Origin of the sequence: Pararhodobacter zhoushanensis, from assembly GCF_003990445.1 — a bacterium.
Classification (GTDB): Bacteria; Pseudomonadota; Alphaproteobacteria; order Rhodobacterales; family Rhodobacteraceae; genus Pararhodobacter; species Pararhodobacter zhoushanensis.
The window spans coordinates 256129-277578 of sequence record NZ_REEZ01000005.1 but is presented as its reverse complement, the minus strand read 5'-3'; the positions used below and the strand labels follow the sequence as shown (position 1 = coordinate 277578).

22 protein-coding genes, 1 tRNA gene and 1 pseudogene are annotated in these 21450 nt (G+C 66.3%); 10 read left to right on the top strand and 14 right to left on the bottom strand.

Features of this window, described 5'->3' with window-relative positions; translation table 11 throughout:
• Positions 1 to 278: 278 nt before the first annotated feature.
• The 4 genes from rplA to secE form a co-directional block, all read right to left on the bottom strand.
• The gene (gene rplA / locus EAE28_RS14005; RefSeq protein ID WP_127107294.1) at positions 279 to 977 is read right to left on the bottom strand and encodes a 50S ribosomal protein L1; all 699 of its coding nucleotides are present in this window, start codon (positions 975 to 977) and stop codon (positions 279 to 281) included.
• Positions 978 to 980: 3 nt separating this feature from the next.
• Positions 981 to 1433: a 50S ribosomal protein L11 gene (gene rplK, locus EAE28_RS14000; protein ID WP_127107292.1), complete on the bottom strand. Its 453-nt coding sequence runs from the start codon at positions 1431 to 1433 to the stop codon at positions 981 to 983.
• Positions 1434 to 1521: 88 nt separating this feature from the next.
• Entirely contained in the window at positions 1522 to 2055 is a 534-nt protein-coding gene (nusG, locus tag EAE28_RS13995) for a transcription termination/antitermination protein NusG (RefSeq protein ID WP_127107290.1), read from the bottom strand.
• A 208-nt stretch (positions 2056 to 2263) separates the two neighbouring features.
• Entirely contained in the window at positions 2264 to 2461 is a 198-nt protein-coding gene (gene secE / locus EAE28_RS13990; protein ID WP_127107288.1) for a preprotein translocase subunit SecE, read from the bottom strand.
• A gap of 365 nt (positions 2462 to 2826) precedes the next feature.
• Between secE and EAE28_RS13985 the strand changes: the two genes are divergently transcribed.
• Positions 2827 to 3456 (top strand): LysE family translocator, encoded by a 630-nt coding sequence (locus tag EAE28_RS13985; protein ID WP_127107286.1) that lies wholly within the window; start codon positions 2827 to 2829, stop codon positions 3454 to 3456.
• A 66-nt stretch (positions 3457 to 3522) separates the two neighbouring features.
• On the opposite strand, the gene EAE28_RS13980 is transcribed toward EAE28_RS13985, so the two are convergent.
• Positions 3523 to 3598 (bottom strand) — tRNA-Trp (locus tag EAE28_RS13980).
• Between the two features lie 266 nt (positions 3599 to 3864).
• On the opposite strand from EAE28_RS13980, the gene coaBC reads away from it, so the two are divergent.
• From coaBC to EAE28_RS13965, 3 genes are read left to right on the top strand one after another with little or no spacing between them, the layout of a single operon-like run.
• Positions 3865 to 5058, top strand: a complete 1194-nt coding sequence (gene coaBC, locus EAE28_RS13975) for a bifunctional phosphopantothenoylcysteine decarboxylase/phosphopantothenate--cysteine ligase CoaBC (RefSeq protein ID WP_127107284.1) — start codon at positions 3865 to 3867, stop codon at positions 5056 to 5058.
• A complete protein-coding gene (gene dut / locus EAE28_RS13970; protein ID WP_127107282.1) occupies positions 5055 to 5522 on the top strand; it encodes a dUTP diphosphatase in 468 nt (155 codons plus the stop codon). Before coaBC ends, dut begins: the two co-directional genes overlap by 4 nt.
• Positions 5522 to 6580 (top strand): HesA/MoeB/ThiF family protein, encoded by a 1059-nt coding sequence (locus EAE28_RS13965; protein ID WP_127107280.1) that lies wholly within the window; start codon positions 5522 to 5524, stop codon positions 6578 to 6580. Before dut ends, EAE28_RS13965 begins: the two co-directional genes overlap by 1 nt.
• Positions 6581 to 6688: 108 nt before the next feature.
• Here EAE28_RS13965 and EAE28_RS13960 read toward each other — a convergent pair whose 3' ends face one another.
• Both EAE28_RS13960 and EAE28_RS13955 read right to left on the bottom strand, forming a co-directional pair.
• Positions 6689 to 7216, bottom strand: coding sequence for a GNAT family N-acetyltransferase (locus EAE28_RS13960; protein WP_127107278.1), 528 nt, complete (start codon positions 7214 to 7216; stop codon positions 6689 to 6691).
• Positions 7217 to 7288: 72 nt separating this feature from the next.
• Positions 7289 to 9241, bottom strand: a complete 1953-nt coding sequence (locus EAE28_RS13955; protein ID WP_127107276.1) for a lytic transglycosylase domain-containing protein — start codon at positions 9239 to 9241, stop codon at positions 7289 to 7291.
• 123 nt (positions 9242 to 9364) lie between these two features.
• Between EAE28_RS13955 and dapA the strand changes: the two genes are divergently transcribed.
• On the top strand, positions 9365 to 10240 hold the full coding sequence (gene dapA, locus EAE28_RS13950; protein ID WP_127107275.1) for a 4-hydroxy-tetrahydrodipicolinate synthase: 876 nt from the start codon (positions 9365 to 9367) through the stop codon (positions 10238 to 10240).
• A gap of 239 nt (positions 10241 to 10479) precedes the next feature.
• Here dapA and EAE28_RS13945 read toward each other — a convergent pair whose 3' ends face one another.
• On the bottom strand, positions 10480 to 11193 hold the full coding sequence (locus EAE28_RS13945; RefSeq protein WP_164736636.1) for an alpha/beta fold hydrolase: 714 nt from the start codon (positions 11191 to 11193) through the stop codon (positions 10480 to 10482).
• Between the two features lie 153 nt (positions 11194 to 11346).
• Here EAE28_RS13945 and EAE28_RS13940 point away from each other — a divergent pair, with 153 nt between their 5' ends.
• Positions 11347 to 12369 (top strand): alcohol dehydrogenase catalytic domain-containing protein, encoded by a 1023-nt coding sequence (locus EAE28_RS13940; protein WP_127107271.1) that lies wholly within the window; start codon positions 11347 to 11349, stop codon positions 12367 to 12369.
• Positions 12370 to 12498: 129 nt separating this feature from the next.
• On the opposite strand, the gene EAE28_RS13935 is transcribed toward EAE28_RS13940, so the two are convergent.
• The 4 genes from EAE28_RS13935 to EAE28_RS13920 form a co-directional block, all read right to left on the bottom strand.
• A complete protein-coding gene (locus EAE28_RS13935; RefSeq protein ID WP_425466776.1) occupies positions 12499 to 13737 on the bottom strand; it encodes a bifunctional folylpolyglutamate synthase/dihydrofolate synthase in 1239 nt (412 codons plus the stop codon).
• 32 nt (positions 13738 to 13769) lie between these two features.
• On the bottom strand, positions 13770 to 14711 hold the full coding sequence (gene accD, locus EAE28_RS13930; protein ID WP_127107267.1) for an acetyl-CoA carboxylase, carboxyltransferase subunit beta: 942 nt from the start codon (positions 14709 to 14711) through the stop codon (positions 13770 to 13772).
• A gap of 67 nt (positions 14712 to 14778) precedes the next feature.
• Entirely contained in the window at positions 14779 to 15669 is an 891-nt protein-coding gene (locus tag EAE28_RS13925; protein WP_127107265.1) for a CPBP family intramembrane glutamic endopeptidase, read from the bottom strand.
• Positions 15666 to 16265, bottom strand: coding sequence for a DNA-3-methyladenine glycosylase I (locus EAE28_RS13920; RefSeq protein ID WP_127107263.1), 600 nt, complete (start codon positions 16263 to 16265; stop codon positions 15666 to 15668). Before EAE28_RS13920 ends, EAE28_RS13925 begins: the two co-directional genes overlap by 4 nt.
• 88 nt (positions 16266 to 16353) lie before the next feature.
• Here EAE28_RS13920 and EAE28_RS13915 point away from each other — a divergent pair, with 88 nt between their 5' ends.
• Complete coding sequence (locus EAE28_RS13915; protein WP_127107261.1) at positions 16354 to 17019, top strand: NnrU family protein; 666 nt, start codon at positions 16354 to 16356, stop codon at positions 17017 to 17019.
• Here EAE28_RS13915 and EAE28_RS13910 read toward each other — a convergent pair.
• Positions 17016 to 17549: an SRPBCC family protein gene (locus EAE28_RS13910; RefSeq protein ID WP_127107259.1), complete on the bottom strand. Its 534-nt coding sequence runs from the start codon at positions 17547 to 17549 to the stop codon at positions 17016 to 17018. The genes EAE28_RS13915 and EAE28_RS13910 overlap by 4 nt on opposite strands.
• Before the next feature lie 152 nt (positions 17550 to 17701).
• On the opposite strand from EAE28_RS13910, the gene EAE28_RS13905 reads away from it, so the two are divergent.
• Complete coding sequence (locus tag EAE28_RS13905; protein ID WP_127107257.1) at positions 17702 to 18367, top strand: helix-turn-helix transcriptional regulator; 666 nt, start codon at positions 17702 to 17704, stop codon at positions 18365 to 18367.
• Between the two features lie 266 nt (positions 18368 to 18633).
• Here EAE28_RS13905 and EAE28_RS13900 read toward each other — a convergent pair whose 3' ends face one another.
• Positions 18634 to 19602: an NAD(P)H-dependent glycerol-3-phosphate dehydrogenase gene (locus EAE28_RS13900; protein ID WP_127107255.1), complete on the bottom strand. Its 969-nt coding sequence runs from the start codon at positions 19600 to 19602 to the stop codon at positions 18634 to 18636.
• Between the two features lie 92 nt (positions 19603 to 19694).
• Between EAE28_RS13900 and pncB the strand changes: the two genes are divergently transcribed.
• Together pncB and EAE28_RS13890 are read left to right on the top strand one after the other, a co-directional pair.
• The gene (gene pncB, locus EAE28_RS13895) at positions 19695 to 20987 is read left to right on the top strand and encodes a nicotinate phosphoribosyltransferase (RefSeq protein ID WP_127107253.1); all 1293 of its coding nucleotides are present in this window, start codon (positions 19695 to 19697) and stop codon (positions 20985 to 20987) included.
• 141 nt (positions 20988 to 21128) lie between these two features.
• Positions 21129 to 21407, top strand: a pseudogene (locus EAE28_RS13890) (transposase); the annotation flags it as partial.
• Positions 21408 to 21450: the final 43 nt, after the last annotated feature.

Sequence of the window (21450 nt, the reverse complement as noted above, 5' to 3'; positions counted from 1 at the left end):
GTTTGGGGGTTTCCCCCCGGCTCAATTGCGCCCCGACCGAAGAGCCGAGGCGTTCGGGTCCGAAAGGAGCCGAGTCCAAAACCGCCCGAGGGTACCCCCGGAAACAGTTGTCTCGTTCCCTATCTCAGGCAGGAAATTAAGCCTTACTTAAGCCTTTGCAGGCTATAAACAAGACACCCACCGTCTCGGACAGGACAGGGCGTTTCCGCCCCGCCATTCCCGGCCCGAAGACCGGGAAACTTTGGGCGGGGTGCGTGACGGGCACGCACCCCGCGAAATTACTGACCCAGCGCCGACGCCAGATCAACGCTGACGCCCGGACCCATGGTCGAGGACAGCGAAACCTTGCGCAGGTAGGTGCCTTTGGCACCGGTCGGGCGCGCCTTGCTGACCGCGTCAACGATGGCACGGACGTTCTCGGCCAGCTTGTCGGCGTCGAACGACACTTTGCCCACGCCAGCGTGGATGATCCCGGCCTTTTCGACCTTGAACTGGACTTCGCCACCCTTGGCGTTGGCCACGGCTTGCGCCACGTCCATCGTCACGGTGCCGACCTTGGGGTTCGGCATCAGGTTGCGCGGGCCCAGGATCTTGCCCAGACGGCCGACCAGCGGCATCATGTCCGGGGTCGCGATGCAACGATCAAAGTTGATCTCGCCGCCCTGGATCGCCTGCATCAGCTCTTCGGCGCCGACGATGTCAGCACCGGCAGCGGTGGCTTCATCAGCCTTGGCGCCACGGGCGAAAACAGCGACGCGCACGGTTTTGCCGGTGCCGTTGGGCAGGCTGACAACACCACGGACCATCTGGTCGGCGTGACGCGGGTCAACACCCAGGTTGATCGCCACTTCGACGGTCTCGTCGAATTTGGCGGTCGAGGACGATTTCACCAGCGAAACAGCGTCGCCGAGCGGCATCAGGGAGGCGGTGCCAAAGGCTTCGCGAGCGGCGCGGGTACGTTTACCGAGCTTTGCCATGACTTACCCCTTGACCTCGATGCCGCAGGATTTCGCCGAACCGACGATGATCTGCATGGCGCCTTCGATATCGACGGCGTTCAGATCTTTCATCTTGGCTTCGGCGATCTGGCGGATCTGCGCGACGGTGACCGAACCGGCAACTTCACGGCCCGGTTTGACCGAACCCTTGGCGCGGTTGCGCTTGCCGACCGGCTTCAGGCCAGCGGCCTTTTTCAGATACCACGAGGCAGGCGAGGTCTTCAGCTCGAGGCTGAACGACTTGTCCTGGTAATACGTGATCACCACCGGAACCGGCGAACCGGGTTCCATGTCTGCGGTCTTCGCGTTGAAGTCCTTGCAGAACTGCATGATGTTGATGCCGCGCTGACCCAGAGCCGGGCCGACGGGCGGGGACGGGTTGGCTTGCCCCGCCTTAACTTGCAGCTTCAGCTGCCCGATAACTTTCTTGGCCATGTGGCCGCTCCTTTTTTCACAACGCCCCGATACGGGGCCTGCTTAGTGGTCCGGCGAAACCCTTGGGCCCGCCTCCCACGGTGACCACTCAGGCCCCTTTGGTGACCTGAGTGAATTCCAGTTCAACCGGCGTCGGCCGGCCAAAGATCGACACCATCACCTTCAGGCGACCGTTGTCTTCGTCCACTTCCTCGACCATGCCCGAGAAGCCGTCGAACGGACCGTCCGACACCTTGACCTGCTCGCCGACCTCGTAGCGGATCAGGTTGCGCGGCGCTTCCTGACCCTCTTCAACGCGGTTCAGGATCAGGTTGACCTCTTCGTCGCGCATCGGGCTGGGTTTGCCCAGCTGGCCCAGAAAGCCGGTGACGCGGTTGATCGAGCTGACCAGATGGTAGGTCTTGTTGGACATCTCCATGCGCACCAGCACATAGCCCGGCATGAAGCGGCGCTCGGACGTCACTTTCTTGCCGCGACGCACCTCGATGACCTCTTCGGTCGGCACGAGAACTTCTTCGATCTCGTCCTCAAGCCCCGCCTCGGCGGTCGCCTGGCGGATCGCTTCGGCGACCTTCTTCTCGAAGTTCGAGAGGACGCTCACCGAATACCAGCGCTTGGCCATGCCATTTCCCCGTCTGCAACGGCCTGAACCGCCGCGAAATTCCATTGACGATCAGAGAGTTGCCCCTAACCTGACCGCGACTGTCCGGCAGACAAAAAATGTGCGCACCGAATCGGTGCGCGCCATGATGCCGGGTGTTCTTGGTGCCTTTATCGATGCCAGCCCGAAACTTCAAGTCCCCGGCTGGATTTTCACCCCTGTTCGCGGCTCAGCTCACAAAGCCCAGCAGCGCGCCCAACCCCGTGCGGATCAGCAGGTCGACGGCGAAAAAGAACACTGCTGTCAGGCCGGTCAGAACCAGCACCATGATGGTGCTGACGCCCACTTCGCGGCGGGTCGGCCACGAGACCTTGGCGGTCTCAGCACGTACCTGCTGCATAAAGGTCAACGGGTTGGTCCAAGCCATGGGAACACCTCTGGGCACAATCGCAAGCCACACGGATAGCGGCGCGGCGGGTTGGCGCTCAGATACGCCCCGGCCGTGGCGGATTCAACCCTGCGGGGCCAACCAGAGCACGAAGCCGCCGATGTTGACGTTTCTGCAACACAGCACGCGCTGGCCCGCGCGCGGCTCAAAGCCCGGCATCCGGGGGCCATCACCGCATCCCACTGACAGTTCAAAGCCTTGCGCGTCCGCCGTGCCAGTTTCAGGGTCGCTCCCCGAAGACGTGGCCCCGCACAGGCGGACCAGCGGCACCGCGCAGATTCTGCTTTACGGCGGTGCCGCGCCGTGGATTGGTTGCAAAAAGCTGCAGCACGAAAGGCCCTGGCATGGATTTTCAGAACTGGATTGCCTTCGTCGCCGCCTCCACCGCCCTGCTGCTCATCCCCGGCCCGACGGCGCTGATGATCCTCAGCTATGCCGTCAGTCAGGGTCGACGGGTCGCTCTGGCAACCGTCGCCGGTGTCGTCGTTGGCGATCTGGTGGCCCTGACGGCCTCGCTTGCCGGGCTGGGGGCACTGGTGCTGGCCTCGGCAACGCTCTTCACGGTGCTCAAATGGCTCGGCGCGGCCTATCTGGTCTATCTGGGGGTCACCCTCCTACGCAGCAGCACAACCGCCGGCCCCGGACAGCTCGAACCCGTCGCCCGGACGAAAGCAACAAGCGTCTTTGTCCATGCGGCCACGGTGACGGCCCTCAATCCCAAATCCATCGTCTTCTTTATCGCCTTCGTGCCGCAGTTCGTGTCCGTCGAACATCCCCTGCTTCCGCAATTCGCGATTCTGGTCGCAACCTTTGGCGGCATGGCCGCGATCAATGCTTTCGCGCTGGGGATGCTGGCGGACCGGCTGCGGCACAAGATCGCGTGCCCTGCGGTCATAGGCTGGCTATCCCGGCTGGGCGGTGGCGCGCTGATCGCCATGGGGCTCGCCACCGTCGCGTTCAAACGCTCGGCGTAGTCACGTCGCTGACACCGCTTGCCTGCGGGTGCCGGTCAGTGATTTCGCGTTCCGGGAAGGTAAGGATGGCAGGGGCAGCAGGGTTCGAACCCGCGACCTACGGTTTTGGAGACCGTCGCTCTACCAACTGAGCTATACCCCTATCCTTGGCGGGGGATTACGGCAGCGCAAAAGGGAAATCAAGGGGCGAATTTCACCAACGTCGCCCCCGCTCTGCCATCGACAGAACGGCCCCCATCATCTTGTCCCAAATACTCACCGTGCCGTCTGACCCCACAGGCGCGCGCGCAAGCGGGGTGGGTGGGTGGGAGCGCCGCGCGCGCGCCGGGCCACAGGGGATGACGCCAGAGTGTTGCCATCCCCACCCCCCGCCCCTACACCGAGGGCAGGGCCAAACCGGGGGCATCCATGCTGGCAGGCAAGCGCATCCTTCTGATCATCGGCGGCGGCATCGCAGCCTATAAGTCACTCGAACTCATTCGCCTGCTCAAAGGCGCAGGAGCGACGGTTACCCCCGTCCTCACCAAAGGTGGTGCCGAATTCGTCACCCCCCTCTCCGTCGCCGCCCTTGCCGGTGAGCCGTTGCACCGCGATCTCTTCGACCTGACGACCGAGGCCGAGATGGGCCATATTCAGCTCTCGCGCGCCGCCGATCTGGTCGTCGTCGCCCCCGCCACCGCCGACCTCATGGCCAAGATGGCGCAGGGTCACGCCGATGACCTCGCCTCGACCCTGCTGATGGCCACGGACAAGCGCGTGCTGATTGCGCCGGCGATGAATGTGCGCATGTGGGAGCACCCCGCCACGCAGCGCAATCTCGCAACCCTCACCGCCGACGGCATCCTCACCGTCGGCCCCGACAGTGGCGACATGGCCTGCGGCGAACATGGGCCCGGTCGCCTCGCGGAACCCGCCACGATTCTCGCCGCTATTGACGCCGCGCTGTCCGATGGCCCGCTCAAGGGCAAGCATATCCTCGTCACCTCGGGCCCCACCCACGAACCCATCGACCCCGTGCGCTATATCGCCAACCGCTCCAGCGGCCAGCAGGGCAGTGCTATCGCCGCCGCGCTGCGCGATCTGGGCGCGCACGTCACCTTCGTCACCGGCCCCGCCACCACGCCGCCGCCGCCCGGCGTCACCGTTGTCGCCGTCGAGACCGCCCTTGAGATGCTGGCAGCCGTCGAAGCCGCCCTGCCCGCCGATGCCGCCGTCTTTGCTGCGGCCGTCGCCGACTGGCGCGTGAAGTCCGAGGCCGGGCAGAAGATGAAGAAACAGGCAGGCGCGCCGCTGCCGGTTCTGGAGTTCGCCGAGAATCCCGACATCCTCGCCACCATCTCGCGCCACGCCCAGCGCCCGGCGTTGGTCGTCGGCTTCGCCGCCGAGACCGAGAATGTCATCGCCCACGCGCAGGCCAAACGCGCCCGCAAGGGCTGCGACTGGATCGTCGCCAATGACGTCTCGCCCGCCACCGGCATCATGGGCGGCGGCGAAAACGCCGTGCACCTGATCAGCGAAGGCGGCGTTGAAGACTGGCCCCGCCTTCCCAAGCCCGAGGTCGCCCGCCGCCTCGCCGCCCGCATCGCACAGGACCTAGCATGACCGTCCAGATCAAACTGACCCGCGAGGCCTGGGCCGACGCCGAGATCGCCCTGCCCGCCTATGAAACCGCAGGCTCTGCTGGCGCGGACATCCGCGCCAATCTGCGCCCCGAGGATCGCGCCACCGGCTTTACCCTCGACCCGTGGCACCGCGCACTGATTCCCACCGGCTTGATGCTGGAAATCCCCCACGGCTTCGAAGTACAGGTCCGCCCGCGCTCGGGCCTTGCGCTGAAATTCGGCGTCACCCTGCCCAACACGCCCGGCACCATCGACAGCGATTATCGCGGTCTGGTCGGCGTGCCACTGATCAACCTGTCCGACGATCCCTACACGATCCAGCACGGCGAGCGCATTGCCCAACTGATCGTCGCCCCGGTCGTGCAGGCCCGCTTCACCCCGGTCGATGTACTGGGCGATACCCCGCGCGGCACCGGCGGCTTTGGCTCGACGGGTCGCAGCTGATGATGGCGCTGCTGTTCGCCGCAGCGGCTCTCTGGGCGCTGGCCTGGGTGTTTGGCGTGCCGATGCGCGTGCGGCTGGTGGTGCTGGGCGTGGTCTGGCTGGCCATCGTTGCCGCCCACCTGTTGCTGCCCGCCGAAATCCCCTTCCGCGTCAACACCGGCGGCGACGCGCGCCCCTGGCTGGTGCTGGCAATCCTCGCGCTGGCCGTCTGGGGCTACCGCGCCCTGCTCGCCCGCCTGCGCAACCGCGCCCATGCCAAAGCGCCCGCACAGCCCGACACCGCGCCCAAGCCGGTGTTCACGGACACCGAACTCACCCGCTACGCCCGCCACATGATGCTGCGCGAGGTCGGCGGCCCCGGCCAGCGCGCGCTCAAACAGGCCAAGGTTCTGGTCATCGGCGCTGGCGGCCTCGGCTCGCCCGCCCTGCTCTATCTGGCGGCGGCGGGGGTCGGCACCATCGGGGTAATCGACGATGACACCGTTGATGGCACCAACCTGCAACGCCAGATCATCCACACCGACGCGCGCATCGGCATGCCCAAGGTCTTCTCGGCGCAGGCGCAGATGCAGGCGCTCAACCCTTTCGTCACGGTGCAACCCTACAACCGCCGCCTGACCGAAGCCGAGGCCGAGCAGCTCTTTGCGCAGTATGACCTGATCCTCGACGGCACCGATAATTTCGACACCCGCTACCTGACCAACCGCATCGCCGTGCAGTGCAGCAAACCGCTGATCGCCGCCGCCATCACGCAATGGGAGGGGCAGATCGCCCTCTATGACCCCGCGCGCGGCGGTCCGTGCTTTGAATGCCTCTTCCCCGAGCGCCCCGCCCCCGGCCTCGTCCCCAGCTGCGCCGAGGCGGGCGTCATCGCCCCGCTGCCCGGCGTCCTTGGATCGATGATGGCCGTCGAGGCGCTCAAGACCCTGACCCATGCCGGTGCGTCCCTGCGCGGCGCGCTGGTGATCTACGACGGCCTCTATGGCGAATCCCGCCGCATGACCACGCATGCCCGCGCCGATTGCCCCGTCTGCCACGGCAAAGGCGCGACGGCCTGACCGCGCAACGCGCCTTGCCAACTTTATGCTCTAAATATCCTGGGGGGTGAATTTGCGCAGCAAAGAGGGGGGCAACGCCCCCCTTCTGCCCGCGCTATCCAAGAGACCTCAGCCCAGCAGGCGCAGCACGACGTTCTCGAACGGCGCGCCCTGATCGTCGTCGCTGCGGCGCGAGACCTCTTCAAACCCAAGCTGCCGATAGAACGCCATCGCACGGCTGTTGTCGGTGTAGACCTCAAGCTCCAGCGTGCCTTTTTTCTCCCGCGCCAACGCCATCAGCGCCCGCCCGATCCCCTGCCCATGGGCAGCGGGATCGACGAACAGCCCGCCGACAAAACTTTCCAGCAGCCCGATAAACCCGACCGGCTGCGTGCCGCGAAGGGCGACCCAGGTCTCGGCCTTGGGCAGGTAGATCTCTTCGACCAGCGCCTGATCCCGGCGCAGACGCTCTTCGCCCAGAAACCCATGCGCCTGACGCGAGGCTCGCAGCCAGATGTCGGACAACGCGGCCAGATCCTCGTCCTGATAGGGGCGCAGGGTCAGCGCAGCCGGTTCCCCGGCAGCCGGGGCAGGCCGCAGCTTGAACAGCCGGGCCTGCAATCTTTGCAGCGCGGGTTTGCGGGCTTGATCGGGCATAGCGGCCTCCCTTGTCTCAGCGCCCGCCTGCTAGAGCCTCACCGCAGCCGGGTCAAGCCGACCGGCCTGCGCTCAATCGCGTCCGCGCAGGATATCGGTTAGCCGGATCGGCCCGCTCTCGCCAGCCAGCAGCGCGCGGTAGAGCACCACCGATTCCGTCACCCGCATCACGTAGTTGCGGGTTTCGGTGAAGGGGATCATCTCGACCCAGTCCACCGGGTCCATCGCCGGGTCGCGCGGATCGCCGTTCTCGCGCGCCCAGCGGGTCGGGCGGCCGGGTCCGGCGTTATAGGCGGCGGCGACCATCGACAGCGTACCGCCGAACTGCTCGGACATCTCTTGCAGATACCCGGCCCCCAGCACCGCATTATACGCGGGGTCCGAGGTCAGCAGCCCCTCTTCGAACCCGACCCCCAGCTGCCGGGCGACATGCGCGCCGGTCGCGGGCATCACCTGCATCAACCCGCGCGCATCGGCGGGGCTGACGACGCGGGGATCAAACTCGCTCTCACGCCGGGCGATGGACAGGACCAGATCGGCGGGCACTGCCAGTTGCATGGTCGCAAGCTCGGTCACCGGGAAATAGGCATGCGGCAACAGAATGCCCCGCGTGATCGCCAACTTTGCGATCCTGAGCGCGAAATTCGGCTCGCCCCGGTCCAGCCAGAGCTGCGCCAGCGATCCCAGTTCGGCCTCGGTCTCGAGGTTCTCGGCCAGTTGCAGCGTGAAGCGCCGCGCTTCGTACCATTGGCCCGAGGCATGCAGCAGCAGCGCGGCCTGCAGGATTTCCGAGTTCGCCAGTGGCAACGTGTGCCAGTCGGGATAGGTGGAGGGCGCGATCAGCGCCGGGTCCAGCGGCTGACCGATCCGCTCGGCGGCGAGCTGGCCATAGAACGCGGTCTGGTAGAGCGCGCCAAAAGCATAGGCTTCCTGCGCCGCTTCCGGGTTGCCCAGCGCCTCTTGCGCCCGCCCCTCCCAATACCCGGCGCGGCCCAGCGTAATGGGGCTGACCGAGCGCTCTCGCAGTGTCTGGAAATGCCCCAGCGCCTCGGCGGGCCGGTTGAGAAAGCGCAGCGCGATATAGCCCGCCAGCCACTCCAGATCCGCCATCGCGCTGCCATGGTCGGTCAACCCGTGGTTCGCCGCCAGATCATAGGCCAGCTGCGCGTCGCCCGCGTCCATCGCGTTGCGCGACAGGCGCGCGCGTTGCCCGGCCCAGGCCTCGGGCCGGCCAAGGTTGTCGGCGGACTGGGCGCGCAGAAGCTCGGCGGCGCCGTCGGTCATCCCGCGCGCCAGCCGCCAGCGGAACCGGTCATAGGCAAGGCCGGGATCATCGGCCAGTGACGCGGACACGGCGGAAATCATCGCGTCAACCCCGTCCGCGCGGGCCTGCAAGGCCAGCCGCGCGCGCGCCAGCGCGACCTGCCCCGCGGTGACGCGCGGCATCATCCGTTCGGCTGCGGCACGCTCGCCGTCCCACAGCAGCGCATCCAGCCGCGCGGCGTTGAGCGGGCGCAGAAAGTCGCCATGCGTGGCCAACAGCTGCTCTTCGGTGGCGGCGTCCAGCTCACGCTCCAGCCAAAGGATGCGCAACGTTTCTGTCGGGTCCGCACCGGTCGCAACCTGCGCGGCCAACAGCGCCAGATAGCCCTGCCCGGTCTGCGGCTGGCGCGTGGCGAACCAGCTGAGGATCACGTCGGGCGGCTGGTCCGCCATCCGCGATTCGGCCCTTGCGCGCAGCAGGTCCATGCCGGGCCAGTCACGGTGCGAGGCCTCGAACGCGACATAGGTGGAAAAATCGCCCGCAATGCCTTCGCGCAGGATCCGCCATGTCGCGACCCGCACACCCACCGGCCCCGCCGCATCGCGCAGAGCGGCGAAACCCTGCGCATCGCCCGCCCGCACGGCACTGACCAAGGCACCGATGGCCCCGCCCGCCCGGGGTGGCGGCGGGCCGTCCCAGGACAAAGCGGGACTGGCGACGCCAAGGGCGGCGAGGGTGAGAACGGCAGGGTAACGGCGCATGCTTACTCTTGAAAAGGAGGTCCAGAGAGTCTAACCGCGTGGGACGTCTGCGCAACACACAATGGGGTCAGGTCCGCCCCCGCGCGCAGAACTCTGAGATCGGACCACCAAGAGGAGTACAGGATGTTCCGGGGATCGCTTCCCGCCCTGATCACGCCGTTCAAGAACGGTGCGGTCGATTTCGAGGCGCTCGCGGCCTTGGTCGAGTGGCATATCGCTGAAGGTAGCCATGGGCTCGTGCCCGTGGGAACCACCGGCGAAAGCCCGACCTTGACGCATGAAGAGCACGAACAGGTCGTCGAGGCCGTGGTCAAGGCCGTGAAGGGCCGTGTCCCGGTTGTCGCCGGTGCCGGTTCGAACAACACGGTCGAGGCGATCCGTCTGCTCAAACACGCGCAAAAGGTCGGCGCCGACGCGGCGCTGGTTGTGACCCCCTACTACAACAAGCCGACGCAAGCCGGGCTGATCGCGCATTTCCGCGCGCTGCATGATGCCTCGTCCCTGCCGATCATCATCTACAACATTCCGGGCCGTTCGGTCGTGGACATGTCCCCCGAAACGATGGGCGAGCTGGCCAAACTGCCGCGCATCATCGGGGTCAAGGATGCCACCGGCAAGATCGAGCGTGTTTCGATGCAGCGCGACACCTGCGGCAAGGATTTCATCCAGCTCTCGGGCGAGGATGCGACGGCGCTGGGCTTCAATGCCCATGGCGGCACCGGGTGTATCTCGGTCACGGCCAATGTCGCGCCGCGGCTCTGCGCACAGTTCCAGGAGGCCACGCTGGCCGGGGATTACGCGCTGGCGCTCGAGTATCAGGACCGCCTGATGCCGCTGCACACCGCGATCTTCATCGAACCGGGCCTCGCCGGCGCCAAATACGCGCTGTCGCGGCTGGGCCATTGCGAAAACGAGGTCCGCCTGCCGCTGCTGGGCGTCACCGACAGCACCGGAGCGGTGATCGACGCGGCCATGCGCCACGCCGGGATCCTGAACTAAGAGTGCGGGCCTCGGGGGCATCGAGCCCCCTCGGCCCGCATGGGCTGCCGCCCAAACCTGCTTCAAGGGGGACGCACGCGCCCCCCTTGAAAATCCCCCCGTGGATATTTTCAGACAGAAAATGAAGCAGGGTTAACGAACCCTTATCATCTGTCTCCAAATATCCTGGGGGGTGAATTGGCCGTCAGGCCAAGAGGGGGGCAACGCCCCCCTGCCCGGTCCCCCACGGGCGAAACCAGTTACCCCACCGCCAGGCCCAGCAAGATCTCCGCCAGAGCCTTTGGTTGCGTCAGCATGGGCGCGTGTCCGCAGTGCAGCGTGAATTCTGCCTCGCAGGGCGTCGCAGCGACCATCTGGCGTTGCAGCACGGGTGTCACCACAAGGTCCTGATCACAGAACACATAGGCGCGTGGCACGGAAGCAAAGCCCGGCCCGATCACGGCCTTGTCCTTCTGCGCCTTGTCCGACTGCACGCTCATCGCCGACATCGCCAGCGCTGCAGCCTTCGCCGTCGCATCAGGGAACAGCACCTCTGCCGCCGCCGGATCCAGCACCGTGGTTCCCAGCACCGGCCCCTTGCGGACCGCGCCCATCACACCCGGTGTTGCCTGTTGGCGGATCAACCCCAGCAGGCTCTCCCCATCGCGCGGCAACAGCGCCGTCACGAACACGCAGGCCCGCACCTGTTCAGGCTGCCTTGACGCCACCTGCGCGATCACGATCCCGCCCATCGAGTGCCCGACCAGCAGCGCGGGCGGCCCGGCCAACAGCCGCGCCTCGACATAGTCCACATACGCGGCCTGCCCGATCTCGCCCGAAGGCTCCGCCCCGCGCCCGTGCCCCGGCAAGTCCAGCGCCTCGACCTGATGCCCCGCCTCCGTCAGCAAAGGCTCGACCGCCGCCCAGCTTTTCGCATTCCCCCAAGCCCCGTGAACCAGAATGATACGCGCCATAAACCCTCCCCCGTTTCCCCGCATGCTGCCCCGCCCCTTGCGGCGGGGCAAGCGTACCCTGCCCGGCTGACGTGGCGTCCCCGTCCTTTTGCCGCGCTAGGCGCGTCGCCGCACGACCGCTAGCATGCAGACAAAGCCACGGAGGCCCACCCGATGACCCAGCCCACGACGACCCTTGCCCTCGCCCTGCGCGAAGGCGGCTACGCCAAGGCCCCGACGCCGCAGGTGCCTGACAGCCTCGCGCCCTTCCTCGACCTGCGGGAGGTCGCTTTGCCCCCACTCGTCCCCGGCCAAGTGCTGATCGAGGTGATCCTCAGCCCGGTAAACCCCTCGGACCTGTTCTTCGTGCAAGGCGGCTATGGCCAGCCCCGCGTTCAGGGTCATGCTGCGGGCTTTGAAGGCGTGGGCCGCGTGATTGCCACCAACGGCGCGGACGCTCTGCTCGGCCAGCGAGTCGCCTTCCTCGGCACCGGAACCGGGGCCTGGGCCCAACACGCCATCGCCGATGCAACGCTCTGCATCCCCCTCGACGATGCCGTCAGCGACATCGATGGCGCGGCGCTGATCGTGAACCCGCTGACCGCCGTCGCGCTGGTCGAGCGGGCGCGCAGCGGTGGGCAGGCGTTCGTGGTTAACGCCGCCAGCTCGCAACTCGGCCGCCTGATCCTCGGCCTCGCCCGCGACGAAGGCCTGACCGCCATCGCCGTCATCCGCCGCCCCGGCGAGGAAGACGCCCTGCGTGACGCTGGTGCCGCCGAGGTGCTGGTCACCAACGCCCCCGACTTCCGCGCTCAGGCCGCCACCGTGCTCAAGGCGCACAAACCCCGCGTTCTGCTCGACGCGGTGGGCGATCAGGCCACGGCGGATCTGTTCTTCGCCATGCCCTCGGGCGCGCGCTGGGTCAGTTACGGCAAGATGAGCGACGACGCCCCGTCGCTGACCCAGATGGGCCAGTTCATCTTTATGGACAAGCATATCGAGGGCTTCTGGCTCAGCCGCTGGCTCCCCTCGGCCCCTGCCGACCGGGTCGCCGCTGTCGTCAAACAGGTGCAGACCCGCTTCGCCACAGGCACCTGGACCACCCGCGTCGCCGCCGAATTACCCCTGCACCAGGCCCTCGACGGCATCCTGCCCGCCTATGCCACCAGCACCGGCAAGGTGATGATCCGCCCGTGAAAAGCGCGCGGTTAACACCGCGTTAACCATGCCCAACTTTATGCTTCAAATATCCTCAGGGGGTGAATTCGCTGAAAGCGAAGAGGGGGGCTGAAAGCCCCCCTTGCCCGGCCCGCCAAAGCGTTGCCGTCAGCCGTTCTCGCGCAGCACGCCGCCCGCCAGATACAGCGAGCCGCAGATCAGCACGCGCGCTTCCGGCACGTCGCGGGTGATCGCTTGCAGCGCCTCCAGCACCGAACCTGCGGTCTGCGCCTGCAGGCCTGCGGCCTGTGCCGCCGCTGCTGTCGCCTCGGCGCTCAGCGTCGCCGCCTCGCCGGGGATCGACACTGCATAGAGCGCCTCGGCGTGGCCCATCAGCGGCGTCATGAACCCCTTGATGTCCTTGGTGTTCAGCATCCCGCAGATCAGCCATGTGGGGCGTTTGGCCAAGCGGTCGAGCGTCGCGGCAATTGCCAGACCTGCGGCCGGGTTATGCCCGCCGTCCAGCCACAGCTCGGCCCTGGGTGCCGCGTCGATCAGCGGGCCGTGGCGCAGGCGTTGCATGCGCGCGGGCCAGTAGGCTTTGGTAACAGCAGCCTCGAACGCCGCACTGCCAAATCCCAGCGCACGCAGCACCGCCAGAGCGGCCCCGGCGTTCTCGATCTGATGCGGTCCGGGCAAGTTGGGCAGCGGCAGATCCAGCAGGCCGGTCTCGTCCTGAAACACCAGCCGCCCGCGTTCTTCAAAGGCGTGCCAGTGCTGACCCGACGCGATCACCTCAGCACCCAGCCGTTCGGCCCGCGCCTCGATAACGGCAAGGCCGTCTTCGGCTTGCGGGCCGACCACACAGGGCACCCCGCGCTTGATGATCCCGGCCTTTTCGCCCGCGATCTCGGCCAGCGTGTCACCCAGATATTGCTGGTGGTCGACCGAGACTGGCGTGATCACCGTCATCGCCGGTTTCTCGACCACATTGGTGGCGTCCAGACGGCCGCCCAGCCCCACTTCCAGCAGCAGATAATCCGCCGGGGTGCGGGCAAAGGCGAGGATTGCGGCGCAGGTGGTGATCTCGAAATAGGTGATCGCCTCACCGCCATTGGCCGCGTAGCATTCATCCAGCAGCGCGGTCAGCGCGTCTTCGGTGATCAGTTCACCCGCCAGCCGGATCCGCTCGTGGAACCGGGCCAGATGCGGCGAGGTATAGGCGTGGACGCGCTTGCCCTCAGCCTCAAGCCCGGCGCGAATCATCGCCTGAGTCGAGCCTTTGCCATTGGTCCCGGCGATATGGATCACCGGGGGCAGGTCATTCTGCGGATTGCCCAGCGCGGCGAGCAAGCGCCACATCCGGTCGAGCGTCAGGTCGATGATCTTGGGATGCAGGGCCAGCATCCGGGCGAGGATGACATCAGAACTGGTCGCGCTCACGATTGGGGTTCACCCGTGGTCTGTGCGTCGGCGGGGACAGGGGCGAGCGTCTCTGCATCGGGTGCAGGCAGATCGCCGGCCACCGCGGGCGGCAACCCGCTGAGCATGCGCAGGATGGTGATCAGCTCATCACGCATGTCTTTGCGGTTCGTCACCCGGTCGAGCATGCCGTGATCCAGCAGATACTCGGCGCGCTGGAAGCCCTCGGGCAGCTTTTCACGGATCGTCTGCTCGATCACGCGCGGCCCGGCAAAGCAGATCAGCGCGTTCGGCTCGGCGATCTGCACGTCGCCCAGCATCGCATAAGACGCGGTGACGCCGCCGGTCGTCGGATGGGTCAGCACGCAGACATAGGGAAGCCCGGCTTCCTTGAGCATCTGGATCGCCACCGTGGTGCGCGGCATCTGCATCAGGGACAAGATCCCCTCCTGCATACGCGCGCCGCCAGCGGCCGAGAACACCACCAGCGGGGCCTTGTGGGCAATCGCCCGCTCGGCCGCCGCGATCAGCGCGTTGCCGACATACATGCCCATCGACCCGGCCATGAAGCTGAAGTCCTGCGCAGCCGCCACGACGGTCATGCGGCCCAGCTCGCCTTCGGCGACCAGCATCGCCTCTTTCTCGCCGGTGGCCTTTTGCGCACCGCGCAACCGTTCGGGGTATTTCTTCTGGTCGCGGAACTGCAGCGGGTCGACGACCGGCTCGGGCACCGAGACCTCGCCGAACACGCCGCCGTCGAACAGCGCCTTGAACCGCTCACGCGGCGAGATCGCCATGTGATGGTTGCAGTTCGTGCAGACCTGCAGGTTATCGGTCAGTTCGCGGTGGAACAGCATGGTGCCGCACTCGGGGCACTTGGACCACAGATTCTCGGGCACCTCGCGGCGCGAGAACAGCGAATTGATGGTCGGGCGGACGTAGTTGGTGATCCAGTTCATCGGGTCTCCCCTCTTTGCTGGATCCAGATAGGACGAGGCCAGCCAGAATGCAACACAGGCCCGCGCCTCACCGGCGGCGCACCCACAAACGACAGGCCGCCCAGACGGCCACCATCAGGATCATATCGGAATAGAGCAAGGGCCGCAGCAGCTCTTCGCCTGCCGCCCCTTCGGGCAGATGCAGCAAGGCCAGACCGTCAAGCCCGCCCATCACGCTGATCACCAGTATCGCCAGCACATTATTGGCAAAGTGCAGACCCCAGGCCAGTCCCAGTGCCCCGGTGCGCTGCGTGAGATCCGACGCGATGAGGCCAAACAGCGCCGTCGACGCAACAACGACCCACGCCAGCCCGCCCAGTTCCTCGGCGTTGAAATGCGCCATGCCGAACAGGAGCGAGGGCACAATCAGATACACCAGCGGCTGCGCGAACCGCGCCGCCAGCTGGCTTTGCACATAGCCGCGAAACACCAACTCCTCGGCTCCGGTCTGAATCAGAATGCCCAGCAGGGCGAGAGGCAGGAATGTCAGCCACACCCCCAGATCCGGCGTCAGCGCCAGGGGCGGCAGCCACGGCGCAATCGCCAATGTCATCCCGCCGCCGATCACTGCCATTGCCACAACCCCGGTGACGAAATCGCGCAACACCAGCGGCGCGCGGCCCAGCAGGCTGCGCAGGCGGCGGCGGTGCAGCAGGTGCATCGTCACACACAGCCCGACCCAGCCGCCCAGAAAGGTGCTCAGCAGCAAAATCAGCGACCAAGGGTCGGACCCGGTGCTGATCTGCCCCAGCTGGACCGAGAACACATCCCCGCCCTGCCACGCCCACAGCACCGCCCCCATGGCGACCATCCACAAGACATAAATCGCAATCGCGATGGCCAGCCCCAGCACCGTCCGCCACAGCTGACGGCGGGGCCGCGCGGGCGCGACAAGGGGCTCGTAGCTGGGCGGGATCATGCCGTGGGGCGCTCGAAGCTGGCGCGCGCGGCCTCGGCCTTGGCGTGGTGCGCGCAGGCGGGCAGGTGGTCGTTGACCATGCCGATCGCCTGCATGAAGGCGTAAACCGTTGTCGGGCCAACAAATTTCCAGCCCCGCTTCTTCAGATCCTTGGACATCGCAACCGAGGCAGGCGAACTGGCGATCCCCGGCGTCGGGGCCTCGCTCGGCTCATAGCCCCAGACATAGGCGGCAAAGCTGGTGCCGGTTGCCTGCAGTTCCAGCAACCGGCGGGCGTTGTTGATCGTCGCTTCGATCTTGCCGCGATGGCGCACGATACCCTTGTCCTGCAACAACCGCTCGACATCGCCCTCATCGAACGCCGCGACTTTTTGCGCATCGAACCCGGCAAAGGCCAGCCGGAACGTGTCACGTTTTTCCAGAATCGTGCGCCAACTCAGACCGGACTGGAACGCCTCAAGCGTCAGCTTTTCGAACAGGCGCTGATCCTCGCCCACCGGATAGCCCCAGTCGTCATCATGATAGGCGATGTATTGCGGGGTCGAGAGACACCACCAGCAGCGGTGTTGCCCATCGGGGCCGGGTTCGGTGTGCATAGCGCCTCCAGAGATTTCGACCGCATTGTCGCGGTTCTGCGCGCGGGGTCAATTGCAACCGGGCGCGGCTGTCGTCACTGTGAGCGGCATGGATGGATGGGGCAGCTTTGTGGCCGCGATGGCGGTGTTTGTCGGCTCTCACCGGCTGATGGTCTGGCCAAGGGTGAAAGCGCCCCTTGTCGCCCGGCTAGGGGCCGGTGGTTTCACGCTGGCCTATTCGGCGCTGTCGGTCGCGCTGCTGGCCTGGGTGATCGTGGGAGCGGGGCGGGCACCCTATGTGCCGCTCTGGTCCCTCGCTGTGTGGCAGGCATGGGCGGCGCTGGGGCTGATGCTGCTGGCCTGCGTGCTGGTGGCACAGGCGCTGGCCGGGGTGAACCCGTTCAGCTTTGGCAGCCGCGCCGCGCCCTTTGATCCTGAGCGCCCCGGTGTCGCGGGCGTCACCCGTCACCCGGTCCTGCTGGCGCTGGCGCTCTGGGCGCTGGCCCACACGCTGGCCAACGGCGATCTGGCACATCTGCTGTTGTTCGCGCCGATGGGCATTTTTGCACTACTCGGCATGGCGGCAATCGACCGCCGCAAGCGCCGTATGATGCCCGACTGGGACCGCCTCGCCCGCAACACCGCGCTGCTTTCGCTACGCGGTATTGCGGCCTTGCCGCTCTGGCCCAGCCTGGCAGGGGTGGTCACGTGGGCCGCACTGATCGCGTTGCACCCGCTGGTGATCGGGGTTGATCCGTTGGGGTGGCTGCGTTAGTCGCCCAGCATCCGCTTGAACCAGCCCTTCTTGGGCGCGTCGCCCTCGGCTTCGGCTTCAGGCGCGTCGGCTTTGGGGCCTTCGACGGCATCGGCAAAGCGGGCGAAGAAATCATCCGCCATCTTGCGTGCGAAACCGTCGATGATGCGACTGCCCAGCTGCGCCAGCTTGCCGCCTACCTTGGCATCGACCTGATAGGACAGCTTGGTGCCCTCGCTGCCATCCTCCAGCGTCTCAGGCTCCAGCGCGACCTTGGCCTCGCCCTTGGCGAACCCGGCAGCGCCGCCCTTGCCCTCACCGAGCAGGGTCAGGCTCTGCAGTTCGACGATATCGGCGAAGGTGACACGACCGGCAAAGCGCGCCTTGACCGGGCCAACCTTTTGCACAACGGCGGCCTCATAGCCCTCTTCCACCGAACCACTCAGCTCTTCGCAACCGGGCACAGCGGATTTGAGTACCTCGGCATCCAGAAGCGCGGCCCAGACCACGGCAGGCGGGGCGGCAATAATACGGCTGTCGATCATCTGCATGACAAAATCCTCCCTGGGTCGCGGGCACCTTAGGGCACCGGCGCAGGCTGTGAAAGCAGGCTTTTGTCTCTCAGACCTTCGTCGCATGGACGGGCGGTTCCGGGATGGCGTGCAGCCTGCTATCGTGGGCGCCCAAGACCCGGAGCCAGCCCATGACCGCCAGCGCCCAGACCTTTGCCCACGCCCTGATCATCGAAGACCACCCGCTTTTTTGTGACGCGCTGGCGCTGACCTTGCGTGGCATCGCGGGCAACATCGCGGTGGATACGGCGCATTCCCTGGGCGCTGCGCTGGAGCGTCTGGAAAGGGCGCCACAGCCGGATCTGGTGCTGCTTGACCTCGACCTGCCCGACGTTGACGGGCTCGATGGTCTACTCCGTCTGCGCGCCACGCACCCTGAGGTGCCGGTGCTGGTGGTATCTTCCATGGCCGAACCGCGGCTGATCCGGGCGGCGCTGGCCGCCGGAGCAGCGGGCTTTGTGCCCAAGCACGCCGGTCGCGACAGCGTCCGCGCAGCGCTGGACGCGCTAGGGCATGGGCGGACATGGCTGCCCGAAGGGATCGCGGCGGATGAAGCCGACGCCAGCGCCGAATCCGTCGCCCGCCTCGCCCAACTGACCCGCCAACAGGCCCGCATCCTGGAACTGCTGTGTCAGGGACGGTTGAACAAACAGATCGCGTGGGAGCTGTCGATCGCCGAAACGACGGTGAAGGCGCATGTCACCGCGATCATGCGTAAACTCGGCGTGCAGAGCCGGACGCAGGCGGTGCTGATCGCCCAGCAGGCACGGTTTACCAGCTTCGTGCCCGAAGGGTGAGCGGCGCTCGGGCCCATCGAGGGCCCTCGCGCCGCGCCGGGGGCGCTGCCCCCGCCGGGCCGTTCCGGCCCGCCCCCGGGATATTTGCAGACAGAAAATAGGGGCGTTAACCTTCCGTTAGCCGCGCATTTTCTGTCTGCAAATATCCTCAGGGGGTGAATTCGGCTTCAGCCGAAGAGGGGGGCAGAAGGCCCCCCTTAACGCACGAAAAGGAACGCGCGTGGGCTTGCCCGCGCGCTCCGCTCGCATCATCGGGCGGAGGTTGATCAACCGCGTTCGTTGCGCAGCGGGCGCGACAGGAGCAGGTCTTTTGCCTGCTCAAGGCTGACCTGCTCGCGCAGCAAGGCCGAGACCATACAGGTAACCGGGAGCATATCGGGGTCGGCATCCTGCGCGATGGCGTGGGCGGTCATCACGCCCTCGACTGTCTGGGTCAGGTCCGGCGCCTCGCCGCGGCCGATCGCCTGTCCGTGACGGAAGTTGCGCGATTTGTCCGAGGTACAGGTCAGCACCAGATCACCAAAGCCCGAGAGACCCCAGAGCGTCTCGGCCTGCGCGCCGCGTGACTGGGCCAGCCGCCCGATCTCGGCGAAGCCGCGGGTCATCAGCGCCGCGCGAGCGCTTTCGCCGAAGCCTGCGCCGAGCACGACCCCCGCAGCGATGGCGACCACGTTCTTCAGCGCCCCGCCCCATTGTGCGCCCATCACGTCATGCGCCAGATAGAGCCGCAGGTTGTGCGTCGCCAGCGCCGCCTGCAGTGCCTCGCCGCCCGCCCCCTCGACCGCCAGCGTCAGCGCGGTCGGCTTGCCCCTGGCGATATCGGCGGCAAAGCTCGGCCCGGTCAGCACCGCCGTCTGTGCGCCCGGGATCACCTGCCCCAGCACCTGCGTCGGTAGCAACCCGGTGCCCAGTTCGACCCCTTTGCAGCACACCACCAGCCGCCGCCCGGCCAGCTGTGCCGCCTGCGCTTCGGCCAGACCGCGCAGGGTCTGCGTCGGGACGGCCAGCAGCAGAACCGGGGCCTGCGCCGCCAGCGCGAAATCGGCGGTGGGGTGCAGCCCGCCGGGGAACGCAGCGCCCGGCAGCCGCGCGACATTCTCACGCGCAGCCGCCATCGCAGCAGCCTGCCCGGCGTCCCGCGCCCAAAGCACAACGCGCTTCCCCGCCTGCGCGAGCGCGATCGCCAAAGCGGTTCCAAAGGCCCCGGCGCCCAGAACTCCGATATCCGCCGGCATATCGCCCGTCCTTTCCGCCCTTTGGGGCTTTGCACCTTCGGTTCCGTGCCGCTAAGAGGGTTCAAACGCCCTTGTGCGGCAGGAGGGCCGAGATGGTCGATATCGCAACCCGCGTCCATAATCACAACTGGAAGATCGACCCGATCGTCCGGTCGCTGATCGACACCGACTTTTACAAGCTTCTGATGTGCCAGTCGATCTTTCGCAACCAGCCCGAGACGCGCGTCACGTTCAGCCTGATCAACCGCTCGAAAGACGTGCGGCTGGCCGATTTGATCGACGAGGGCGAATTGCGTGAGCAGCTGGATCACGTGCGCTCGCTCTCGCTGACGCGGGGGGAAAGCACCTGGCTGCGGGGCAATACCTTCTATGGCAAGCGGCAGATGTTCCGCTCGGATTTCATGGAGTGGTTCGAAGCCCTGCGCCTGCCTCCCTACCAGCTGGAAAAGCGCGACGGTCAGTACGAGCTGACGTTTGAGGGTGCCTGGCCCGAGGTCATGCTCTGGGAGATCCCGGCACTGGCGATCCTGATGGAGCTGCGCTCGCGCGCGGTGCTCAAGAGCATGGGCAAGTTCGAGCTGGAAGTGCTCTATGCCCGCGCGATGAGCCGGGTCTGGGAAAAGGTCGAACGCCTGCGTGCCATACCGGGGCTGAAACTGGCCGATTTCGGCACAAGGCGGCGGCATTCGCACCTGTGGCAGGACTGGTGCGTACAGGCGATGATGGAGGGGCTGGGCGATGCCTTCACCGGCACCTCAAACTGCAAGATCGCCATGCGCCGCGAGATCGAGGCGATTGGCACCAATGCGCATGAATTGCCGATGGTCTACGCCGCCCTTGCCGACAGCGACGCGGAACTGGCGCAGGCACCCTACAAGGTGCTGGCGGACTGGCACGAGGAACACGACGGCAACCTGCGCATCATCCTGCCCGACACGTATGGCACCGCAGGCTTTCTGAAGCATGCCCCGGACTGGCTGGCGGGCTGGACGGGGATGCGCATCGATTCCGGCGATCCTGCCGAGGGGGCAGAGGGGGCGATACGCTGGTGGAAAGAACGGGGCGAAGACCCGACGAACAAGCTGGTGATCTTTTCGGACGGGCTGGATGTGGACAAGATCGAAGCCCTGCACAGGCAGTTTGCAGGCCGGGTGAAGGTCTCCTTCGGCTGGGGTACGCTGTTGACCAATGACTTCCGCGGTCTTGTTGCCGACGACGCCCTTGCGCCGTTCTCGCTGGTCTGCAAGGCGATCTCGGCGGACGGAAGGCCAACGGTAAAGCTGTCGGATAACCCCAACAAGGCTATGGGCCCGGCGGACGAGATCGCGCGCTACAAGCGTGTGTTCGAACTGGGCGCGCAGCAGGCGCTGGACGTCATCGTGTGACACGTAGTGTTAGGGGGGGCTAACGCCCCCCTGCCCAAAGGCAGGAGCACGTGACGGCGTTCACTTGATTTGATGCCGGCCGGAAAATTTTTCCCTAGAAAACGATTACTTGCTATGATCGGCAATCAATAGGTTTGATGCCTGCCAGCCTCCGATTGGCTGATCGCAGATCGAGGCTACGATGCCGACTGGTTCAGAGATGCGTTGAAAGACAAAGGCATACGGGCCTGCATCCCGGGTCGGAAGTCACGCGGCAAGGTCGCCCGCTACGACAAGCGCCGCTATGAACGACGCAATCGCATCGAAATCATGTTCGGCAGACTGAAGGACTGGCGACGTGTCGCCACGCGCTACGACAGGTGCCCGAAGGTGTTCCTCTCGGCCATCGCCCTCGCTGCGACCGTTCTCTTCTGGCTTTGAAAATCAATGAGTCTGGAACCTGGTAGTGTTCGGCAATCTGGCG